We start from the raw sequence: 16,046 nt of genomic DNA, 5'->3' as shown, positions 1-16,046 counted from the left end.
ACCTTTCGGTCAACCTCTTTTCTTTCACGATATTACACGAACGATAAAACTCGCTTTATCTTAATTTGAGATTTTTACCTCTGTGTCTCTCCCCCTGTAGTCACCTTTTCAATACGTAAATTATCTAAAATAAACGTACCCGCTCCGGTATCTCCGTTTAAATTCGTTCCATCACTGAAAATTCCAACGTAAGTTTGAGCATTCTCAGAACCTGTCACAGTAAACTCTGCTCTTTTTGTGTCAGTAGATGCAGTAAGAGTGTTATTCACACTTAGTCCCTTTGCACTTGCTATGTCTCGAACATCAATTTCTTGATCCCCTGAAATAAAGCGGAATGCATTTGCTGTTGTTTGGTAGTCAAATGATACTTTATAAGTTACGCCTGGTTCGAAACGATAATTTTGAGGAATAGTACGGTACAGCAAACCTTTATTTCCGGTGTTCACTTTAACGGACCAATTCCCACCTAATACATCATCGACTAATTTTTTACCTGCCCATCCTTTTTGCGTATATGGAGCATGCAATTCAGACAAATGAATTCTGTTGTCTTCTACACCTTCTGTATTACCAATAACAAATGGATAAATACCTTGTACTACCGATTCAAAATCTTGTTTAAATTCCGTCGGTGAGACATTATTTTTTAAAGACTTTTGAACGATTCGAATGTCATCAAATTTTGTGTTCCCTTTCCCAGAATCACGGCTTAGAGTTAATTTAGCCCTATTAGATACAGCTGTAAAGCTCACTTGCATGATTTGCATTTTGCTGTTGTATCCATCATTTGTGGCATGTGAATCTGCCTTAACATAGTTCTTTTGCAGGCTGCGAAGTGTGTAATTGCTAGCATCTTCTTTCCCACCTGTTACTGTAATTCCGGCCTTTACATCACTATTGTTTTCAACATATACCTCTGCTACGTAATCTTTACCTGATTCCAAACCAGTAAGGACACGGGAAACAGTTGTATCTTTTGATGGACTATCAATGTTTAAGTAGTAATCTCCACTACTTACATTACGGTTGTTTCCAGTTTGATTCGTTCTGATGACGCTTACTGCTTTATTATCACCCTCAATAGTTGTATATGCGCTTACTTTTCCTGTATTGAATCCCCCATCATATATATGAGCATCCTTGCCCCAATTGTAGTCAAAGATTTCCAAACCCTTATCTCTTTTTGGTACGACAACATAAGGAGTTGCGGCACTTGCTGTCAAAGTTATCTTATTATTTACGACCTTTACTTCTTTCACATCTGTTCTACCTTGATCTGTCAATTTGTATACATAAACAGTAGTGGCATTTTTATATTCATCTGGAAGTGTCCAAGTCGTTGTACCACCTTCCAAATTCCAGTGATATAATTTTTCTGAATCAGGAGTTGGACTTTTAAAGTCTTGTTTCACCCAAGGAATTAAATACGCATGGCCATCAAGTATAACATTTCCATTTAGCTTAATAACACGTTCTCTAGCATTGTCTTTTCTAGTTACATCGACAACATCCCCATTGCTTGGGTCCTTCAATTTTATTTCCTTTTCTAAGTTCGTCTTGCTCTTATCCCCTTCTACATTTGTCCAGTTCGTTATATAATATTTTTGTAGGAATTTAGTAGGTAAATTCGTATCAAATGTCATACGAATAAAGTTATCGAAATTCTTATCAGATTGCCATCCTTCGAAACCAGCTAATTCAAATCCACCAAGTAATGGATGGTCAGCAGTTCCACCTACTTCAGGCCAATTCAACACCCAAGAATCTCTTTGGTGATTACTAATAAAACGCAGTACTTCTGAGTTAATCCCTTTACTTTCCGGTCCACCGTAGTTTTTATCAGTAGCCCAATGTTGCCACGTTGAGTAATTGGCCATAGAACCACCAAATTCCGTTGTTAATCTCCAACCTCTATCTTTAAATTGATCTGCTATTCTATTTGATTCCCATTGATTTTGATACCATACATCTAAATAAATAAAGTCAAGATCAGGAACAGTCGTTTTCAATTCATCTAGTCTCTTCGCACGTGATCCAGAATACAAATCTTTTAATTTATTAATTGTATAAGATTGATCTAACCATCCCCATCCTAATGAACTTGGACGATCAATAAAATCATTATTGAAAGCTTTCGCTTCTGGATAAGTTTCTTGAGCATTTATATGGACACCGAATTGGGTATTATACTTATGTCCCTCTTTAATAAGCGTATTTAAATCTTTAACGCCTCCCATACGTTCGCCCACATCACCATAATCTGGATGACCACTATCATGCCCTTCGTTTGCATATCCTTTTAATATGACCGCTTGCCCCAATTCATCTGTAGCAAGAGCAACCTTTTTCACATTATCGGATGTTTTTAAGAATGGTTGTTGCGCTTGTGAGCCGAAATTCATTGCAATACGCATTCCAACATTATTGTTTACATCTTGGTATCCTTTAATGTCTTGCATAATATCACGGTATGCAATCGCCGCATCTTGCCAGTCTGCCTTATTATCATTATTCAAATCTTTAGCAATAGCTATTTTAATAGTTGGTTTATCTTTTTGTGGTTCTGGCATAAAATCTCTTTGATAATAAAGTGCACTAGAACCGATTCCCATTGCTTTAGCACCATTTTTATTTACATATCGATTTGCAACTAAATTTTTATAGCCGTCCACTTCTGAACTAGACCATACACCTGCGCTCAATTCGTCAGCTGACAAGAATGCTGTATAATTTTTAGTAGATGTACCTATTTCTCCCATAGAAGAATCTACGCTTACATCTACATCACCTGTTTTCCTAACATCTGTACTAATATTCGTTAATTTAGCTTTTGCACCTTTTTGTTCCGAATTTACCGATATAAAGTTCATATCAGCAAACTCAACCGTCTCGATTTTGGCACTACCATTATTCTTAATTTCATCGAAGCTATAAACAACCTTATTATCATTCACCTTTACAGATACCTTAAATACCGCATCAAGGTTTTTCATTTCATCTACAACTTTTAATGTATATAGTGCTTCACTATCGTTTAACTTTTCAAAGTTTACTTTAGGATAGTATAGTCCACCATTTACTTTCAATCCGTAAACAGGAGCTTCCTGTCCGCTCATTACTTTATCGCCCACTTTGTATTTCACAATCCGCGGGAATACTTGGTCAATTGTGACGTCCATATACTTTGACTTTATTATATTTTCTACTGGTTGAGTATCTGGAGGCTTTGGTGCACTATATTCCTTTATTTTGACATTTGAAATCGTAATATCGGCAGCACCTCGGCTTTTTTCAAATCCTAGTAAGCCAGCTTGATCTACACCACCTGTTAAAGTCCAAGAATCTACCTTTTTACCATCAATGTATAACGTCGCAACATCGTCCATGAATACTAAACGTAAATGGTATGTTTGTTTTGCTTTTAACGGCACGTTTGAAGTCATCGACGTCCAATTGTTTATAGGGCCAAAAGTTTCTCCAAAATACTGATCGTTCGTATCCCCTGTTCCTACATATGTGTATGTAGATGAATTTTGAACACGATAGATAAATCCAAAACGATTCATCTTATCAGTATTAGTAGTAACATCCGCTTCAAAAACACCATTTTTAATCGCCTTCATTTGGTTGTAGACAATTCGATTCTTTTGGGTAGATGTAACACCGAAAGTGGCTGAACCATCTTCATTATAGGTAACTTTTCCGTCACCTGAGATAATTTTCAAATCACCTTCTTCCAATTTATTATCCGTAATATCGACAAGTTTTTCATTTCCTGGATCTGTGCCTCCATCCCCAGGCGCCTTTCCTAATTCAATGAGTACTTGACTATTTTTATCTCCATAAGCCCCAAGTTTAATCGCTTCCTTACCTGTAAGAAGGTTATTTACATCATTAGATAAGGTAACCGGTCCAAATAAATCTTTTCCATCTAACGTAATATTCAAAGTGGTTTTATTATAATCAATTTTAATAGAGTGCGAAGTTCCAGCCTCTGGAAGTGGAACATTAGGTCTAGTTTTTAGCCATTCACCTTTCCCTTGATATTTGTATTCGTAGAACCATCCAAGTGAGTCGTAGCCTACAAAAACGAAATTATTATTGTCAATATAATGAGGATAAAAACCGAATCTAGTATCTTGTCCCTTTGTTTCTGGAATAAAACTATATTCCATCGTTCCTGATTCTTTAGCGACTTTATTCTGTTCTTGAAAAACTGCAGCTTTAGCCCCATTATCGTTGCCAGCACCTGCTCCAAGCCTTGCATATGACTTACCATTTTGTTCTATTAATGCATTGATTTCGTTTCCAACAGATGAAATTGTAACCCATGGATTAGACGTATTTGCCCCTACATGCCGCGGCACAATCATGCTTACTAAAAGTGTTGGCACAATCAACATACATGCAAGAAGGGTATTAAAAACTCTCTTGAAATGCTTATTTTCCAATTCTTTTCCTCCCTTGAATTTAAAATTTTGGTTAAAGACGATACCTGCACATTAATTTTGAAATAAACAAAAACCTGAAAGGCACCGCTTTCACTTATGTTTAGAATAGTTTTTTTAAAGTGCCTACACAATAAAGATATTGTTTCTTTTTTTAGGTATATTGTCTTTTTAAAAACGCTTACAATACAAAGATATTGTTAGCTTTTTCAAGTGTATTTTTTGGCGAAACCCCACTAAAATTCAATTAGTTTGATTGTACATAGCTATTAGTACTTACCATTTTCTTTATATATAAAGGGTCCCCATATACCTTTACCCGAAGCTATAGTTACTACTGCCCTTGCTGTTCTCGATTTTCATTCTAGGGTTTTCACCATGTTGGACACACTAAAAAAAGAGCAGACGAATGTCTGCTCTTAATTTGTCATTCCGTTTAAAAATTGATTCTGATGCAATTATCACTTAAAGCTAGAAAGAAATAAAGGACATATAGAAGGAAAGATATCGTACTAACTTTGAAGATCCGCTGTTTGTTTTACTTTAGCAAACCATGAGTTGGCTGTCTCTTTCAACACGAGATTTAGTTCTTCAGCGTTCCTTTTACCAGTATCTTTTAACCAATCACGACCTGCTTGTTCGCCGCTTATAGCAAAAGGTGCCACACCGTCCTTCCAGGTTGCCCGACCACATAACACTCCGTTAAAGGTAGAACCGGATTCTTTAGCAAATTTCAATGTTTCTTGGAATAATTTAGCACTTACACCTGCACTTAAGAAGATAAACGGCAGCTCAGTTACTTCACTTTGTTCTTTGAAAAAAGAAGCAGCTTCTTCTTTTCTGTAAACGAATTCACCTGTCGTATACCCTTCCACAAAATTCATATCCACCGGAACCTCTACTTTTAAAACATCTACTTGGTATTGAGATTTCGAGAACTCCTTCATAGCCTCAATCACTTTATGTGGTTTTATTTTTGCGTACTCTTTACTTTTCGCATCATCATTTTCAGCATCATAAGTAACAATCTCCAAGAAAAATGGAATATCTTCAGCAGCACACTCAGATCCGATACGTTCCATATAGACATGTTTATAGTTATTAATTTTTTCATCTTCATCGAAATCATAGTAGAGTAAGAATTTAATAGCATCGGCACCTGCTGCCTTTAATCGTTTCACTGACCATTCCGATAATAAATCTGGTAACCGTCCTACTTCTGACGCATCGTATCCGGTTTTTTCATACGCTACTATTAAGCCTGATTCTTTATGTCGGACCTTTGCCGCTGGCAGTCCGTATTCCGGGTCCAAAAGAATTGCTGTTGCAAATGGTGTTAATTCCTCAGAAACCAATTCTTTGAAACGGATAATGCCCTCATCTCCAACATGACTTGCACCGCCAGACGCAATCATTTTTTTCAATGAACCGCGTTGATCAATAGCCAATGCTCCAATTATGCCATTTTCAGCAGATAAACGTTTTAGAGCTTCCAATTTATTCTTGGTTAGTTCTAACATCAACATTCTCCTCTACTAATCTATTTTTTCAATTTTAATGAGATCAAAGTATTGTTTAAACTTATTTATATTAATATAACCAGTACCAACTTCCATCGTATTTAATATTCCTGTAGTCATCGCCGTTTTAAGAACAGTCTCAACCGTTTGATTTTGATATAATGCCACAGCTAGCCCTGCAACTGTCGCATCACCAGATCCAACCGGATTGACCACTTCTATTTTTGGAACCGTAACTTGGTAATAGTCCTCACCATTCCTGACAAAGGCACCTTCACTACCCAATGACACGATAATCCACTCAATTCCAGTAAATAGTTCATGGTTTAATGCTTGCTTCAAATCTATGATTCCCATTTCCATGTTAATGCCCAACAACTGAGATAATTCTGCTTTATTTGGTTTGATGGCAAATGGTTTTTCTTTATGCACCAAGGCGTTTTTCAAAGATTTCCCTGATGAATCTATAATCACTGGAATTCCATTGTTATTACAGATTTCTAACATTTGATAATAAAAGTTAGTCGGTAACCCTTTCGGCAAACTACCTGAAATTGTCACAAGTGAAGCTGTTGTAAGTAAACATTCAAATTTTTCTAAAAAAGTTATCCCTTCTTCATTGGATAATGTCGGCCCTGATTCTAAAATCTCTGTTTGCATCCCTTCATGAAGAATGGCAATACAATTTCTTGATTCTTTTTTAATTTTTAAAAAGTCATTTGGAATATTGTTTTTATTTAATTCTTGAATAATGTATTCGCCAATCGTACCACCAATCACACCTGTCGCTAGAACAGCTTCTTCCATTTGAGCGATCACTCGCGCCACATTCAATCCTTTTCCACCAGCAGTTTTATGAACTGTTTCCACACGGTTAACAACATCTAACTTTAATTCATGAGTCGAATAGGAAATATCGACAGATGGATTCATGGTGACAGATAAAATCATTTGAAATCCCTCTTTCAGAAAAATATTTAAGCTTGAAAATGGCACACACCATCAAGATAGGTAGCTGCTAAATCCATCGCTGGAGTCAGTACTATAAAGTCAGCAGCATATCCTTTAGCGATCTTCCCACATTCGCCATCTAGTTGAATACTTTTAGCTGGTGCAGTACTCGCCATGTAAATTGCTTGCTCGGGCGCGGCAATTCCCCAATCGACGACATTTTTGACAGCATCTTTTAATTGCAAAATGCTACCTGCTAAACTTCCGCTTTCCAAACGAGCCATCCCACCTTTTACTTTCACAGGAAATTCTCCCAATTGATACGTTCCTTCAGGCATACCTCCGGCCATCATACAATCGGATACCATTACAACCTCTTCTCTGCCACGGACATTCATTAAAATATTTAAAGCAACAGGATGAACATGATGTCCATCACATATGATTTCGGTAAAAACATCTTTTAAATTCATGGCTGCTCCAACCACCCCTGGCTCACGATGGTGCAGCGGACTCATACCATTGAAAGTATGAACAAAAACGGATGCGCCTTTTTCACTAGCTTGCTTGGCTTCTTCATAAGTTGCATCACTATGGGCCAATGCTACTATAATCTCTTCTCCTACAGCATATTCAATGAATTCCGCCGCTCCTTTTCTTTCAGGTGCAATCGCAATTTTTTTAATAGAATCATTTGATAATTTCTGCCAACCTTTCAACATATCAACTGATGGGTCACAAAAATATTTCGTGTTTTGTGCTCCTTTATGCTTTTCAGTAAAAAACGGCCCTTCTAAAAAGATACCTTTAATTTTTGCGCCCTGTACTTTTTTGTAATTGGCACCAATCATTTCAACGACATTATTCAACGATTCTATTGAGGATGTTAAAGTTGTCGGTAAAAAGGATGTAACGCCGCAAGAAAGGAGTCCTACCGATATTTGATTTAGTCCTTCAAAATTATTGTCCATAACGTCGTGATTTCTAAAACCATGAATATGTGTATCCACTAGACCAGGAGCAATCCAATATCCTGCATAATCGATGATTTCTTCCGCTTCTTCTGGCCTGTTCTCTAAAAAGATACCGAATTTTCCATCTTTTATCTCCAAAAAACCAGGACCTACGACCTTCCCCTCAAGAAAAAACTTATCTGCAAAGATAAAAATAGACATGTATGTTTCCCCTAACCTAGTTACTCATATTCGTAGATAGTAACACCTTTAACGACACGGTTCACCGTTCCTGTCGGTGAAGGTGTATCTGGTGTATTACCTACTTTCACGGAGGCTAACAGTGATATTGTTTGCCCAATCATAACAAAAGGTAATGCTAAGTAAGCATCTGGTACAGACTGTGCCTCGCTACCAAATACAAACCTATTCCCAGCGTAATTCGTTTCTCCATTAACCTCGATGGCACATATATAGCTGGCAATGTTGTCTTGTTGCATTTCGTTTAACATATCTAAATCATATTGACGTGTATATGGATTGTTAGAAACAAACACAAAAACTAATGATTTTTCGTTTACAAATGATTTTGGACCGTGCCGGAATCCTAGTGGTGAATCAAAAGCGGTGACAATTTTTCCAGCTGTCAGTTCTAATATTTTTAATTGTGATTCTTTCGCTAAACCTTCTAAACTACCAGAACCTAAGTAAATAATTCGGTCAAAATGCAAATCTACTATCTTTTGGATAGCTTCTTCTCTTTGAATGACACTTTCACCCATTTGATAAATTTCTTTCACTATCTTTGATTTTTCTTCAGTCGATATAGAATCAAAAACAAGTAATGCCGTTAACGCCATGCAAGTATAACTCCCTGTCATTGCAAAACCATGATCATTTGATTTTTCGGGCATCAATAGCAATAAGTTTTTGTCATTATTCACGGCCTGTTTAGCTAATTTTCCATCTTTCGCACAAGTAATCGTTATTTGATACAAATCGCTTACTATTTGCTCAGCTAATTGTACGGAAGCGACACTTTCTGGGCTGTTCCCGCTTCTAGCAAATGAAACGAGTAAGGTTGGAAAATCCTTTTTGAAAAATTGGTAAGGATTTGAAACTAACGTAGTTGTCGGGATACTTAGTACTTCCCACTGTTGTTCATCTACTTTTTCTATTACATAAGGGGTGACTGTATCACCGACATAAGCAGACGTTCCAGCGCCTGTAAAAATAACTCGAACCCGATTATGTTTCGTTACTATTTTTTGCAAAAACTCATCAATTCTCTCGCTCTTCTCCATATACAAAGCAAAGGTTTCAATCCATAAATCAGGCTGCCGTCTTATTTCCGCCGTTGTTATCGATGCGCCTAACGAAACTAATTTTTCTTGACTTAATGTAAACATATTCGTCACTCCTCTACCTATTTGCCATCATTCTCTCCATAAAAGAAAAGAAGACCAGCATCGCCTCATTACATACCTTCAAATACTCGTAATCCCGCACCAACAACTCCATTATTTTGTGCCAATGTACTGATGCTCATCTGCTCCAAAAGATGTTGTTGCTCAGGAAGCTGAAAACTCTTTAGCTTCACTTTGATCAACTCCAGTAGAAATGGATTTTTCACAATGACACTGCCACCAAAAACCATTCTATGTGGATCTAATAAACAGGAAATCTTATAAAGACCTTGAGCTAAATAATCAGTTACCTCATTGATAATGGACTGATATTCTGGTACCCCATTTATATAACTAGCAAAAACATCTTTTGTTGAAATCGTACCTACCTGTAAGTCTCTTTCGGCTATTCTCTGGATCCCTGGCCCAGCAGCGATTTTTTCTAATCGTTCATTGATCCCCTTCGATAGAACAGGGATCAAACCTAGTTCTCCAGCAAATCCTGCTCCCCTAAAAAATGAGCCTTTATGAATGATAGAACAAGATATTCCCGTACTTATAGTCACGTAGACAAAGGTTTCATTTCCTTTTACATGTGCTGCTCTCCATTCAGCAAAAGCCGCCATATAGACATCATTGTCAATCGTAATCCGCTGGATTCCAAATTGCTCCTGCAAACGGACTGAAATAGGAAACTGGCTCCACGGTAAATTGTTTTGAAAAACGGCAATTCCATTCTCACAATCCACTTTTCCCGGTACTCCAACGCCAATACCCTCAATATCAGAGATGGAAACTGATAATTTTCTGAGAACTTGTTCCACAGCTTCTACAACTCTACCAAACATTTTTTCCCGGTCTAAAGGATCACTTTTTACTTCCGTACGTTCGAGCAGTTCGCCTGTATCTGAAACAACTCCCGCTGCAATCTTCGTTCCTCCAATATCAATACCGACTGCCTTTTTCATTTGTCTGCACCCCTAAGTTTGTATTTGATGCACTGAGTAGTTTTCTATGTTCATTATCGTTAAACATAGACCTGCGATTTCGTAATCAATCCACTTGCCCCAATTGATTTATACGTATTTCCGATTGTAATTATAAAGCAGCCCTAAGAGACCAGCTAATCCAATTAACATCATACCCAGTTCAAATTTACCAGCTGTCTTTTGGTAGACGATAATGAAAGATAGGCATACGAGAAACACAACAATTTTAATAACGAATACGATATTAGCCTTCATTTGAAAAATCCTCCCACCTGATTTCACTAGGTGCCAACGTCACTTCTATCCTGTTTCCTTGTCCATCGTAGACAAACGTCATTTGTTCGACCATCGAATTGTTAACAATCGCCATTTTTCGGATGGATGGATATGCATGAACTTCACAATAAATGTTGCTCGCATGATACTTTTGAAATTCTTCTTCTTTATGGGCAGCATAGTATAACGCACGCATCAGCAGACGTGTATTTTCTTCGCTGTATGGAAGCCCTGCTATATAGACAGCTCTGCCTTCTCCAAACGGATGAGCAGAAAGATGAACTTCTCCATTTGAATATTCGATTATTTCGGTTTCTTCTGATAACGCATAAATATTTTTCATTCCTTCACCAAAATTAAATTGGGTGCTGTCAGCAGAAATAAAATGATTTTCAACAGGATTAATAAAATATTTATCTGTTGATAAGCTGAATCCGAGTTCCTTGTCAACGCCTAAGACATTTGCCAATTGAAAATAATGTCCTTCATGCTGATAAGCTGTAGGTTCCCCAATACCTATGAATCCTCCGCCATTATACATCCAAGCTCTGATTGTAGTGACTAACTTTTCATTAATCCAATTAGCCCCCCCTGAAAAAGCTGTGCCCACATCTCCGGCATTAATGATTACATCAATATCCTCTGGTATCCCATCATTCATGACATCATCAAAACTAATGAACGAAACCTCCACGGCAGCCCCACTCAAGGACTCTAAAACGCCTAAATAAGAATAAATTTGTTTATACCATAGTGCATGAGCAACCATATGTGTTTGCCAAGTTCTCAACTTGCCCCAAGAATTCAAAATCGCAACTTTAAGACCGCTATATGGTTTCACACCTTTGATTGTGTCATGAATTTCACGAAATTCCTCAGTAACTTTTTCAATATAGGAGATGAATTCTGGAAATTGATACGCTAGACTTAAATACCCCCCATATCCGATACGATCAACAGGATTACGCAGTATAGCTCTACGCGCCGTTAGCCAATTTTCATTCGCTTCAATCGTCGGGTTGTTACCTTCGTAAAAAGTATCTGGAAAGAAATAAGGTAAGAACCGCCCTTCCGTATATCGAACATGTGGTATATCTGCAATCATACGCAATGTGGCTCCACCGCCCACACTGCCTACAACTGCATCCAATCCGATATTTTCAAAGTATTTTCCATATGGTTCTGTACCAATCCAGTTATCACCAAGGAACATCATTGCTTCTTTTCCACTTTCATGGACAATATCCACAAGTTTCTTTGCTTCTTCAGCAACGAACTTATGAACAAAATCTATATAATCTAAAAAAGCTGGGGTTGGAATTCGAAACGAAGTATTATAATAACCTTGATCAACAATGTCCTCTGGTCTTAAGCGATAGCCTTTTTCTTTTTGAAAAGCATCCAAAGCAGCAACTGAAACACTAGCACCATATCCGAACCAATCGACAAACTTCTCTTTGCCAAGATTATTGAATACAAGGGTAAAATGATAGAAAAACGTTGTAAACCTGACCACATCTGTATCCGGATTTTCTGTCAGCCATTGTTTTAAATAGGTTTTCATAAATTCATTAGAATGTGGCTGCCTGACATCAAAAGGAATATCATGTGGCTTATCTCCCCAATTATTAGTAATATGATTGTACATTTGGGTTGGATCCCAAATCGCATAGACTAGGAATGAAACCGTATATTCATGCCAAGGAATCGCCTTCGTAATCAAAACACGATTTTGATCTTCGTTTACTTCCCAATCATTAACGTCAACAACTTCTCCTGTTGTCCGATCAATAACCTCCCAGTATTTTTTTGGACTGTGAACGTAATCCGGTTTTAATTGTTCCTCAAAGTAGCCTTTCATAAAATCAATTTCGAGGGTGTCAGTAATCGCAGTATTGAACAAGCTCATTAAATAAAGTTGCTGGCATTCATCCATATGCTTCTCTGCGAACTCATTGTGAGCTCGAGCAACAAAATAGGTCGTATAAATTTTCGCATCCAATTGTTTAATATCATTATCTAGTTTTGTTCCATCACTATCGCGAATCGCATCTGCACCCCATCGTTCCATTAATTCTTTCGTTTCCTTAAGAAAATTTTCTTCACTCGGTAAAGTAACTCGGCCTGTTTTCCTTTTCATGTAAATCCTCCTCTAATCCTTTAAACCACCAAGGGTCATTCCTTGTGTTAATTTTTTTTGAACAATGATATATAAAATCAAAGTTGGCAGCATGACAAGAACCATTCCTGCATACATTTGACCATAGTTTGCAGCAGATTTTTGAGCTGCCATCAAGTTCATTAACCCAACAGGTAACGTCTTATTCGGCCCTGGAATTAATGTTAAAGCTATAATATATTCGTTCCAAAAGGCAAGAAAATTAAATAAAATGACGGCAATAATACTTGGACGAGCTATCGGAATCATAACTGAAATCATTGTTTTGAAATATCCGGCACCATCGACCAACGCCGCTTCCTCATACGTGGATGGAAGCGATTGAAAAAAACTAGACAGCAAGTAAATCGTGAATGGTAACGCCGTCGCCGCATATACCACAGCTAAAATAAATAAATTGTCTAATAGCAATCCATCACCTAGTTGGCCTCGTAAAAAGTTATCTCCGTCCAATAACATCAAGAAAATTGGCACAACAATGTAGTTCACATTGATGAATAATCCAGCTTTAAAAAAAGTATTTATTAATTTACTTCCTCTAAAGGTATATCTTGCCAACACATAAGCTGCTGGTAAAGCCACAATCAATAAAATAAGAAGGGCCAACGCAGTTACCATGACTGAATTCAACATATAGGTACCCATGTTTGCCTTTTGGAAAGCATCGATAAAGTTTTGAAAATAGAAACTTTTCGGCATGGCCCAAGGGCTTCCATAAAACTCCGAATTTTGCTTCACTGAGGCTAAGAAAACCCATGCAACAGGAATAACAATTGAAATTGCTAACGTAATAAGTGCTACGTAGATAAAGCAGCGATACATTGCTTCTGTAGTCATTCCTTTTTGTGTTTTCATTGTTTTTGGGGCTGGATAAGCTGATTCTACAGTCACTTCTTTTTGTGTTTCTATCGTTTTTGGATCTCGATAAGCTGTTTCTGTAGTCATTCTTTTTTGTGTTTCCATCGTTTTTGGACCTCCTTAATACTCCAACACTTCCCTTTTAGTAACACCACTGATAATTGCAGATAATGCGAATGAGAATAAGAAAATGACCACCCCAATAGCCATACCGTAACCGTAAGAAGAATTCGTGTAAGCCTGCTTATACATGTAGCTTAAAAACACTTCCGTCGATCCATCAGGTCCGCCGCCAGTCATTGCTTGAACGAGAAGAAAACTTAAATTAATCGTACTAATAACGAAGAAAGTTAACGTCGTCCGAATGTTGTTCCAAATTAACGGTAAAGTAATACTAAAAAATTGTCTGAACCGTCCAGCACCTTCCAAAGCAGATGCTTCATAAAAACTTTCCGGGATACTTGCCATTGCCGCCATATACATGACCATATAGTAGCCAATTGCTTGCCAAATGAGCGCCCCGCCAATGCTGTAAATGGCAATTTTCTGATTTCCGAGCCACATCTTTTGTAGGTGTTCCAGGTTAAATAAAGCAAGTAAATTATTTAACAACCCTGTAGTTGGGTCATAAACTGCAGAAAATATTCCCGCGATAACTACAACCGATAAAATATTAGGGATATAAAAAATAATTCGAAAGAAGCTTTTTCCTTTTATTTTTTCTCTTGTTAACAAAGTGGCAAACAAGATCGCCATCACCATCGTGATGAGTGTGACGATAACAATCAAAACTATACTGTTTTGGAGAGACCGAAAGAAGTTCATATCATTCCATAAAATCTTGAAGTTTTCGAGCCCAACAAATACCTTATTATTAGAAAATCCTCCCCACTTATATAAGGACATCCTGAATACCTCAATCGTAGGAACAATCATAAAAATGGCTAACAGGATTAGTGCCGGTGCAGTACAAACAAAAATAAAAATTCTTTTTTCTGTCGTCTTATTCATGCCATCACCTCAATTAATAAGTACAACGGTGAGACTAGGCGACTCACCATTGTACATAGTGAAAACGAATTTATTTTAATGCAGACCGTAATTGGTCACTCACTTTTTCAACAGAGCTTTGCCAATCTTTCACCTTTTTATCACCAGAAACAACACTGTCAATCGTTCTAAATAATGTATCTGGCATACTTACACCTTCAACAGCTTTCGTTGCAGCAAATCCACCTATTCCCACTTTCACTCCATTATCATAGATACTATAGAATGATTTATTTTCACCTGTCAGTTTATTAGAAAGGCCTTTAATAGGCTGGATCGCACTCGACTCAGCAAAAATTTCAGCTGCCTTATCCGAATAAACAAACGTCATGAAGTCTTTAGCAAGTTGTTTATTTTTAGCTGCCGATGGAATCCACATTTGTTCAAAGAAAGTAAATGCATAACGGTCGCTATTAGCATCAAGTGTTGGTAAAGCCATCATGCCCCATTCAAACCCTTTAGATCGAGGAGCTTCTTTCATTTCACCAACTACCCACGTACCATTTGGCATAAACAAAGCTTTGTTATCGAGAATCAACTGTTGATTTTTCTTGTAGTCTTTATCATTTGCATTCGCAACAGTAGTTGGCTCTGTATACTTTCCTAATTTTCCGATAATTTCAAAAGATTTTGTTGCTTCAGAAGTTTCCCAAACACCATCTGTATATTTCATAGCTTTATTAAATAACTCAGGCCCGCCCACCCCTAGTAGTAAAGAATAGAAGAATGTATCAAAGTAGCCTGTAGTAGGATAAGTAAATAATGAAATCCCTTCTGCTTTCGCTTTATCTCCTAAAGCCCACATTTCGTCCCAAGTCTTCGGCACTTCCCAACCTTTTTCTTTTAATAAACTAGCATTATAAAATAATCCAGTTGGACTATAGAACATCGGTGCCATATAAATTTTACCGTCATTATAAGGATTAGTTGCAGGTGTACCAGTAAGCCCTGGTACTAACTTATCTTTGACTTTAACATCTTCACCATAAACATTTTTATCAAAAACATCAGTAATGTCTTCTAATGCTTTATCTTTAATCAAAGTTTCTGTTAGCGCCTGTTTTCTCCCAGTTGCCAACAACACAACATCCGGATACTTTCCTGCTTTCATATTTGATCCTATGACATCCTCAAGATTTTTGTCCACTGTCAATTTAACATCAACTTTAGGATTAGCAGCTTCATATGCGTCAATCACTTTGTTCCACATCTCTTTACCATAAGCCGATTCAAGTGTTGCCACATGAAGGGTTTGTTTTTCACTGGAGCCTTTACCATCCTTAGCGTTATCAACTTTTGTAGTATTACTTTGGCAAGCTATTAAACTAAAAGATAACAAAGCTGTCATTCCAGACAACAATAACTTTTTTTTCATCTTTATCTTACCCCCATCTCCTAATCTTCCTTTCATAATTA

The 16,046-nt window shown here is 37.2% G+C and carries 11 protein-coding genes; all 11 read right to left on the bottom strand.

Annotation, left to right across the window (positions count from 1 at the left end; all coding sequences use genetic code 11):
* Window positions 1-74 precede the first annotated feature (74 nt).
* The 11 genes from ACTFR9_RS02590 to ACTFR9_RS02540 all read right to left on the bottom strand — a co-directional run bounded on the left by ACTFR9_RS02590 (window position 75) and on the right by ACTFR9_RS02540 (window position 16,005).
* Window positions 75-4,451, bottom strand: a complete 4,377-nt coding sequence (locus ACTFR9_RS02590; protein WP_440048938.1) for an endo-alpha-N-acetylgalactosaminidase family protein — start codon at window positions 4,449-4,451, stop codon at window positions 75-77.
* A 509-nt stretch (window positions 4,452-4,960) separates the two neighbouring features.
* A complete protein-coding gene (gene lacD / locus ACTFR9_RS02585) occupies window positions 4,961-5,968 on the bottom strand; it encodes a tagatose-bisphosphate aldolase (protein WP_000891851.1) in 1,008 nt (335 codons plus the stop codon).
* Between the two features lie 15 nt (window positions 5,969-5,983).
* Window positions 5,984-6,919 carry a hexose kinase gene (locus tag ACTFR9_RS02580; protein ID WP_000603957.1) on the bottom strand — a complete coding sequence of 312 codons (936 nt, stop codon included), beginning with the start codon at window positions 6,917-6,919 and terminating at the stop codon, window positions 5,984-5,986.
* A gap of 26 nt (window positions 6,920-6,945) precedes the next feature.
* Window positions 6,946-8,094 (bottom strand): N-acetylglucosamine-6-phosphate deacetylase, encoded by a 1,149-nt coding sequence (gene nagA, locus ACTFR9_RS02575; protein ID WP_229136394.1) that lies wholly within the window; start codon window positions 8,092-8,094, stop codon window positions 6,946-6,948.
* Window positions 8,095-8,114: 20 nt separating this feature from the next.
* A complete protein-coding gene (locus tag ACTFR9_RS02570) occupies window positions 8,115-9,281 on the bottom strand; it encodes an SIS domain-containing protein (protein WP_229136395.1) in 1,167 nt (388 codons plus the stop codon).
* Window positions 9,282-9,349: 68 nt separating this feature from the next.
* A complete protein-coding gene (locus tag ACTFR9_RS02565; RefSeq protein WP_048556911.1) occupies window positions 9,350-10,246 on the bottom strand; it encodes an ROK family protein in 897 nt (298 codons plus the stop codon).
* Window positions 10,247-10,354: 108 nt separating this feature from the next.
* Window positions 10,355-10,522, bottom strand: a complete 168-nt coding sequence (locus tag ACTFR9_RS02560) for a DUF6903 family protein (protein ID WP_000646587.1) — start codon at window positions 10,520-10,522, stop codon at window positions 10,355-10,357.
* Window positions 10,512-12,683 (bottom strand): 1,3-beta-galactosyl-N-acetylhexosamine phosphorylase, encoded by a 2,172-nt coding sequence (gene gnpA / locus ACTFR9_RS02555; protein ID WP_000824198.1) that lies wholly within the window; start codon window positions 12,681-12,683, stop codon window positions 10,512-10,514. Before gnpA ends, ACTFR9_RS02560 begins: the two co-directional genes overlap by 11 nt.
* 12 nt (window positions 12,684-12,695) lie before the next feature.
* Window positions 12,696-13,685, bottom strand: coding sequence for a carbohydrate ABC transporter permease (locus ACTFR9_RS02550; protein WP_000449885.1), 990 nt, complete (start codon window positions 13,683-13,685; stop codon window positions 12,696-12,698).
* Window positions 13,686-13,700: 15 nt separating this feature from the next.
* Complete coding sequence (locus tag ACTFR9_RS02545) at window positions 13,701-14,591, bottom strand: carbohydrate ABC transporter permease (protein WP_001044589.1); 891 nt, start codon at window positions 14,589-14,591, stop codon at window positions 13,701-13,703.
* A 70-nt stretch (window positions 14,592-14,661) separates the two neighbouring features.
* Window positions 14,662-16,005, bottom strand: a complete 1,344-nt coding sequence (locus ACTFR9_RS02540) for a carbohydrate ABC transporter substrate-binding protein (protein WP_025991674.1) — start codon at window positions 16,003-16,005, stop codon at window positions 14,662-14,664.
* Window positions 16,006-16,046 lie beyond the last annotated feature (41 nt).

It is taken from the genome of Bacillus cereus group sp. MYBK222-1, assembly GCF_051916425.1.
Lineage (GTDB): Bacteria > Bacillota > Bacilli > Bacillales > Bacillaceae_G > Bacillus_A > Bacillus_A paranthracis.
The sequence above is the reverse complement of the archived record's forward strand: the minus strand, read 5'-3'. Positions and strand labels throughout refer to the sequence as shown.

Excerpts from the sequence above, each read along its gene's own strand:
- lacD (WP_000891851.1), bottom strand. The coding sequence starts at position 5,968 with ATGTTAGAACTAACCAAGAATAAATTGGAAGCTCTAAAACGTTTATCT.
- ACTFR9_RS02580 (WP_000603957.1), bottom strand. The coding sequence starts at position 6,919 with ATGATTTTATCTGTCACCATGAATCCATCTGTCGATATTTCCTATTCG.
- nagA (WP_229136394.1), bottom strand. The coding sequence starts at position 8,094 with ATGTCTATTTTTATCTTTGCAGATAAGTTTTTTCTTGAGGGGAAGGTC.
- ACTFR9_RS02570 (WP_229136395.1), bottom strand. The coding sequence starts at position 9,281 with ATGTTTACATTAAGTCAAGAAAAATTAGTTTCGTTAGGCGCATCGATA.
- ACTFR9_RS02565 (WP_048556911.1), bottom strand. The coding sequence starts at position 10,246 with ATGAAAAAGGCAGTCGGTATTGATATTGGAGGAACGAAGATTGCAGCG.
- ACTFR9_RS02560 (WP_000646587.1), bottom strand. The coding sequence starts at position 10,522 with ATGAAGGCTAATATCGTATTCGTTATTAAAATTGTTGTGTTTCTCGTA.
- gnpA (WP_000824198.1), bottom strand. The coding sequence starts at position 12,683 with ATGAAAAGGAAAACAGGCCGAGTTACTTTACCGAGTGAAGAAAATTTT.
- ACTFR9_RS02550 (WP_000449885.1), bottom strand. The coding sequence starts at position 13,685 with ATGGAAACACAAAAAAGAATGACTACAGAAACAGCTTATCGAGATCCA.
- ACTFR9_RS02545 (WP_001044589.1), bottom strand. The coding sequence starts at position 14,591 with ATGAATAAGACGACAGAAAAAAGAATTTTTATTTTTGTTTGTACTGCA.
- ACTFR9_RS02540 (WP_025991674.1), bottom strand. The coding sequence starts at position 16,005 with ATGAAAAAAAAGTTATTGTTGTCTGGAATGACAGCTTTGTTATCTTTT.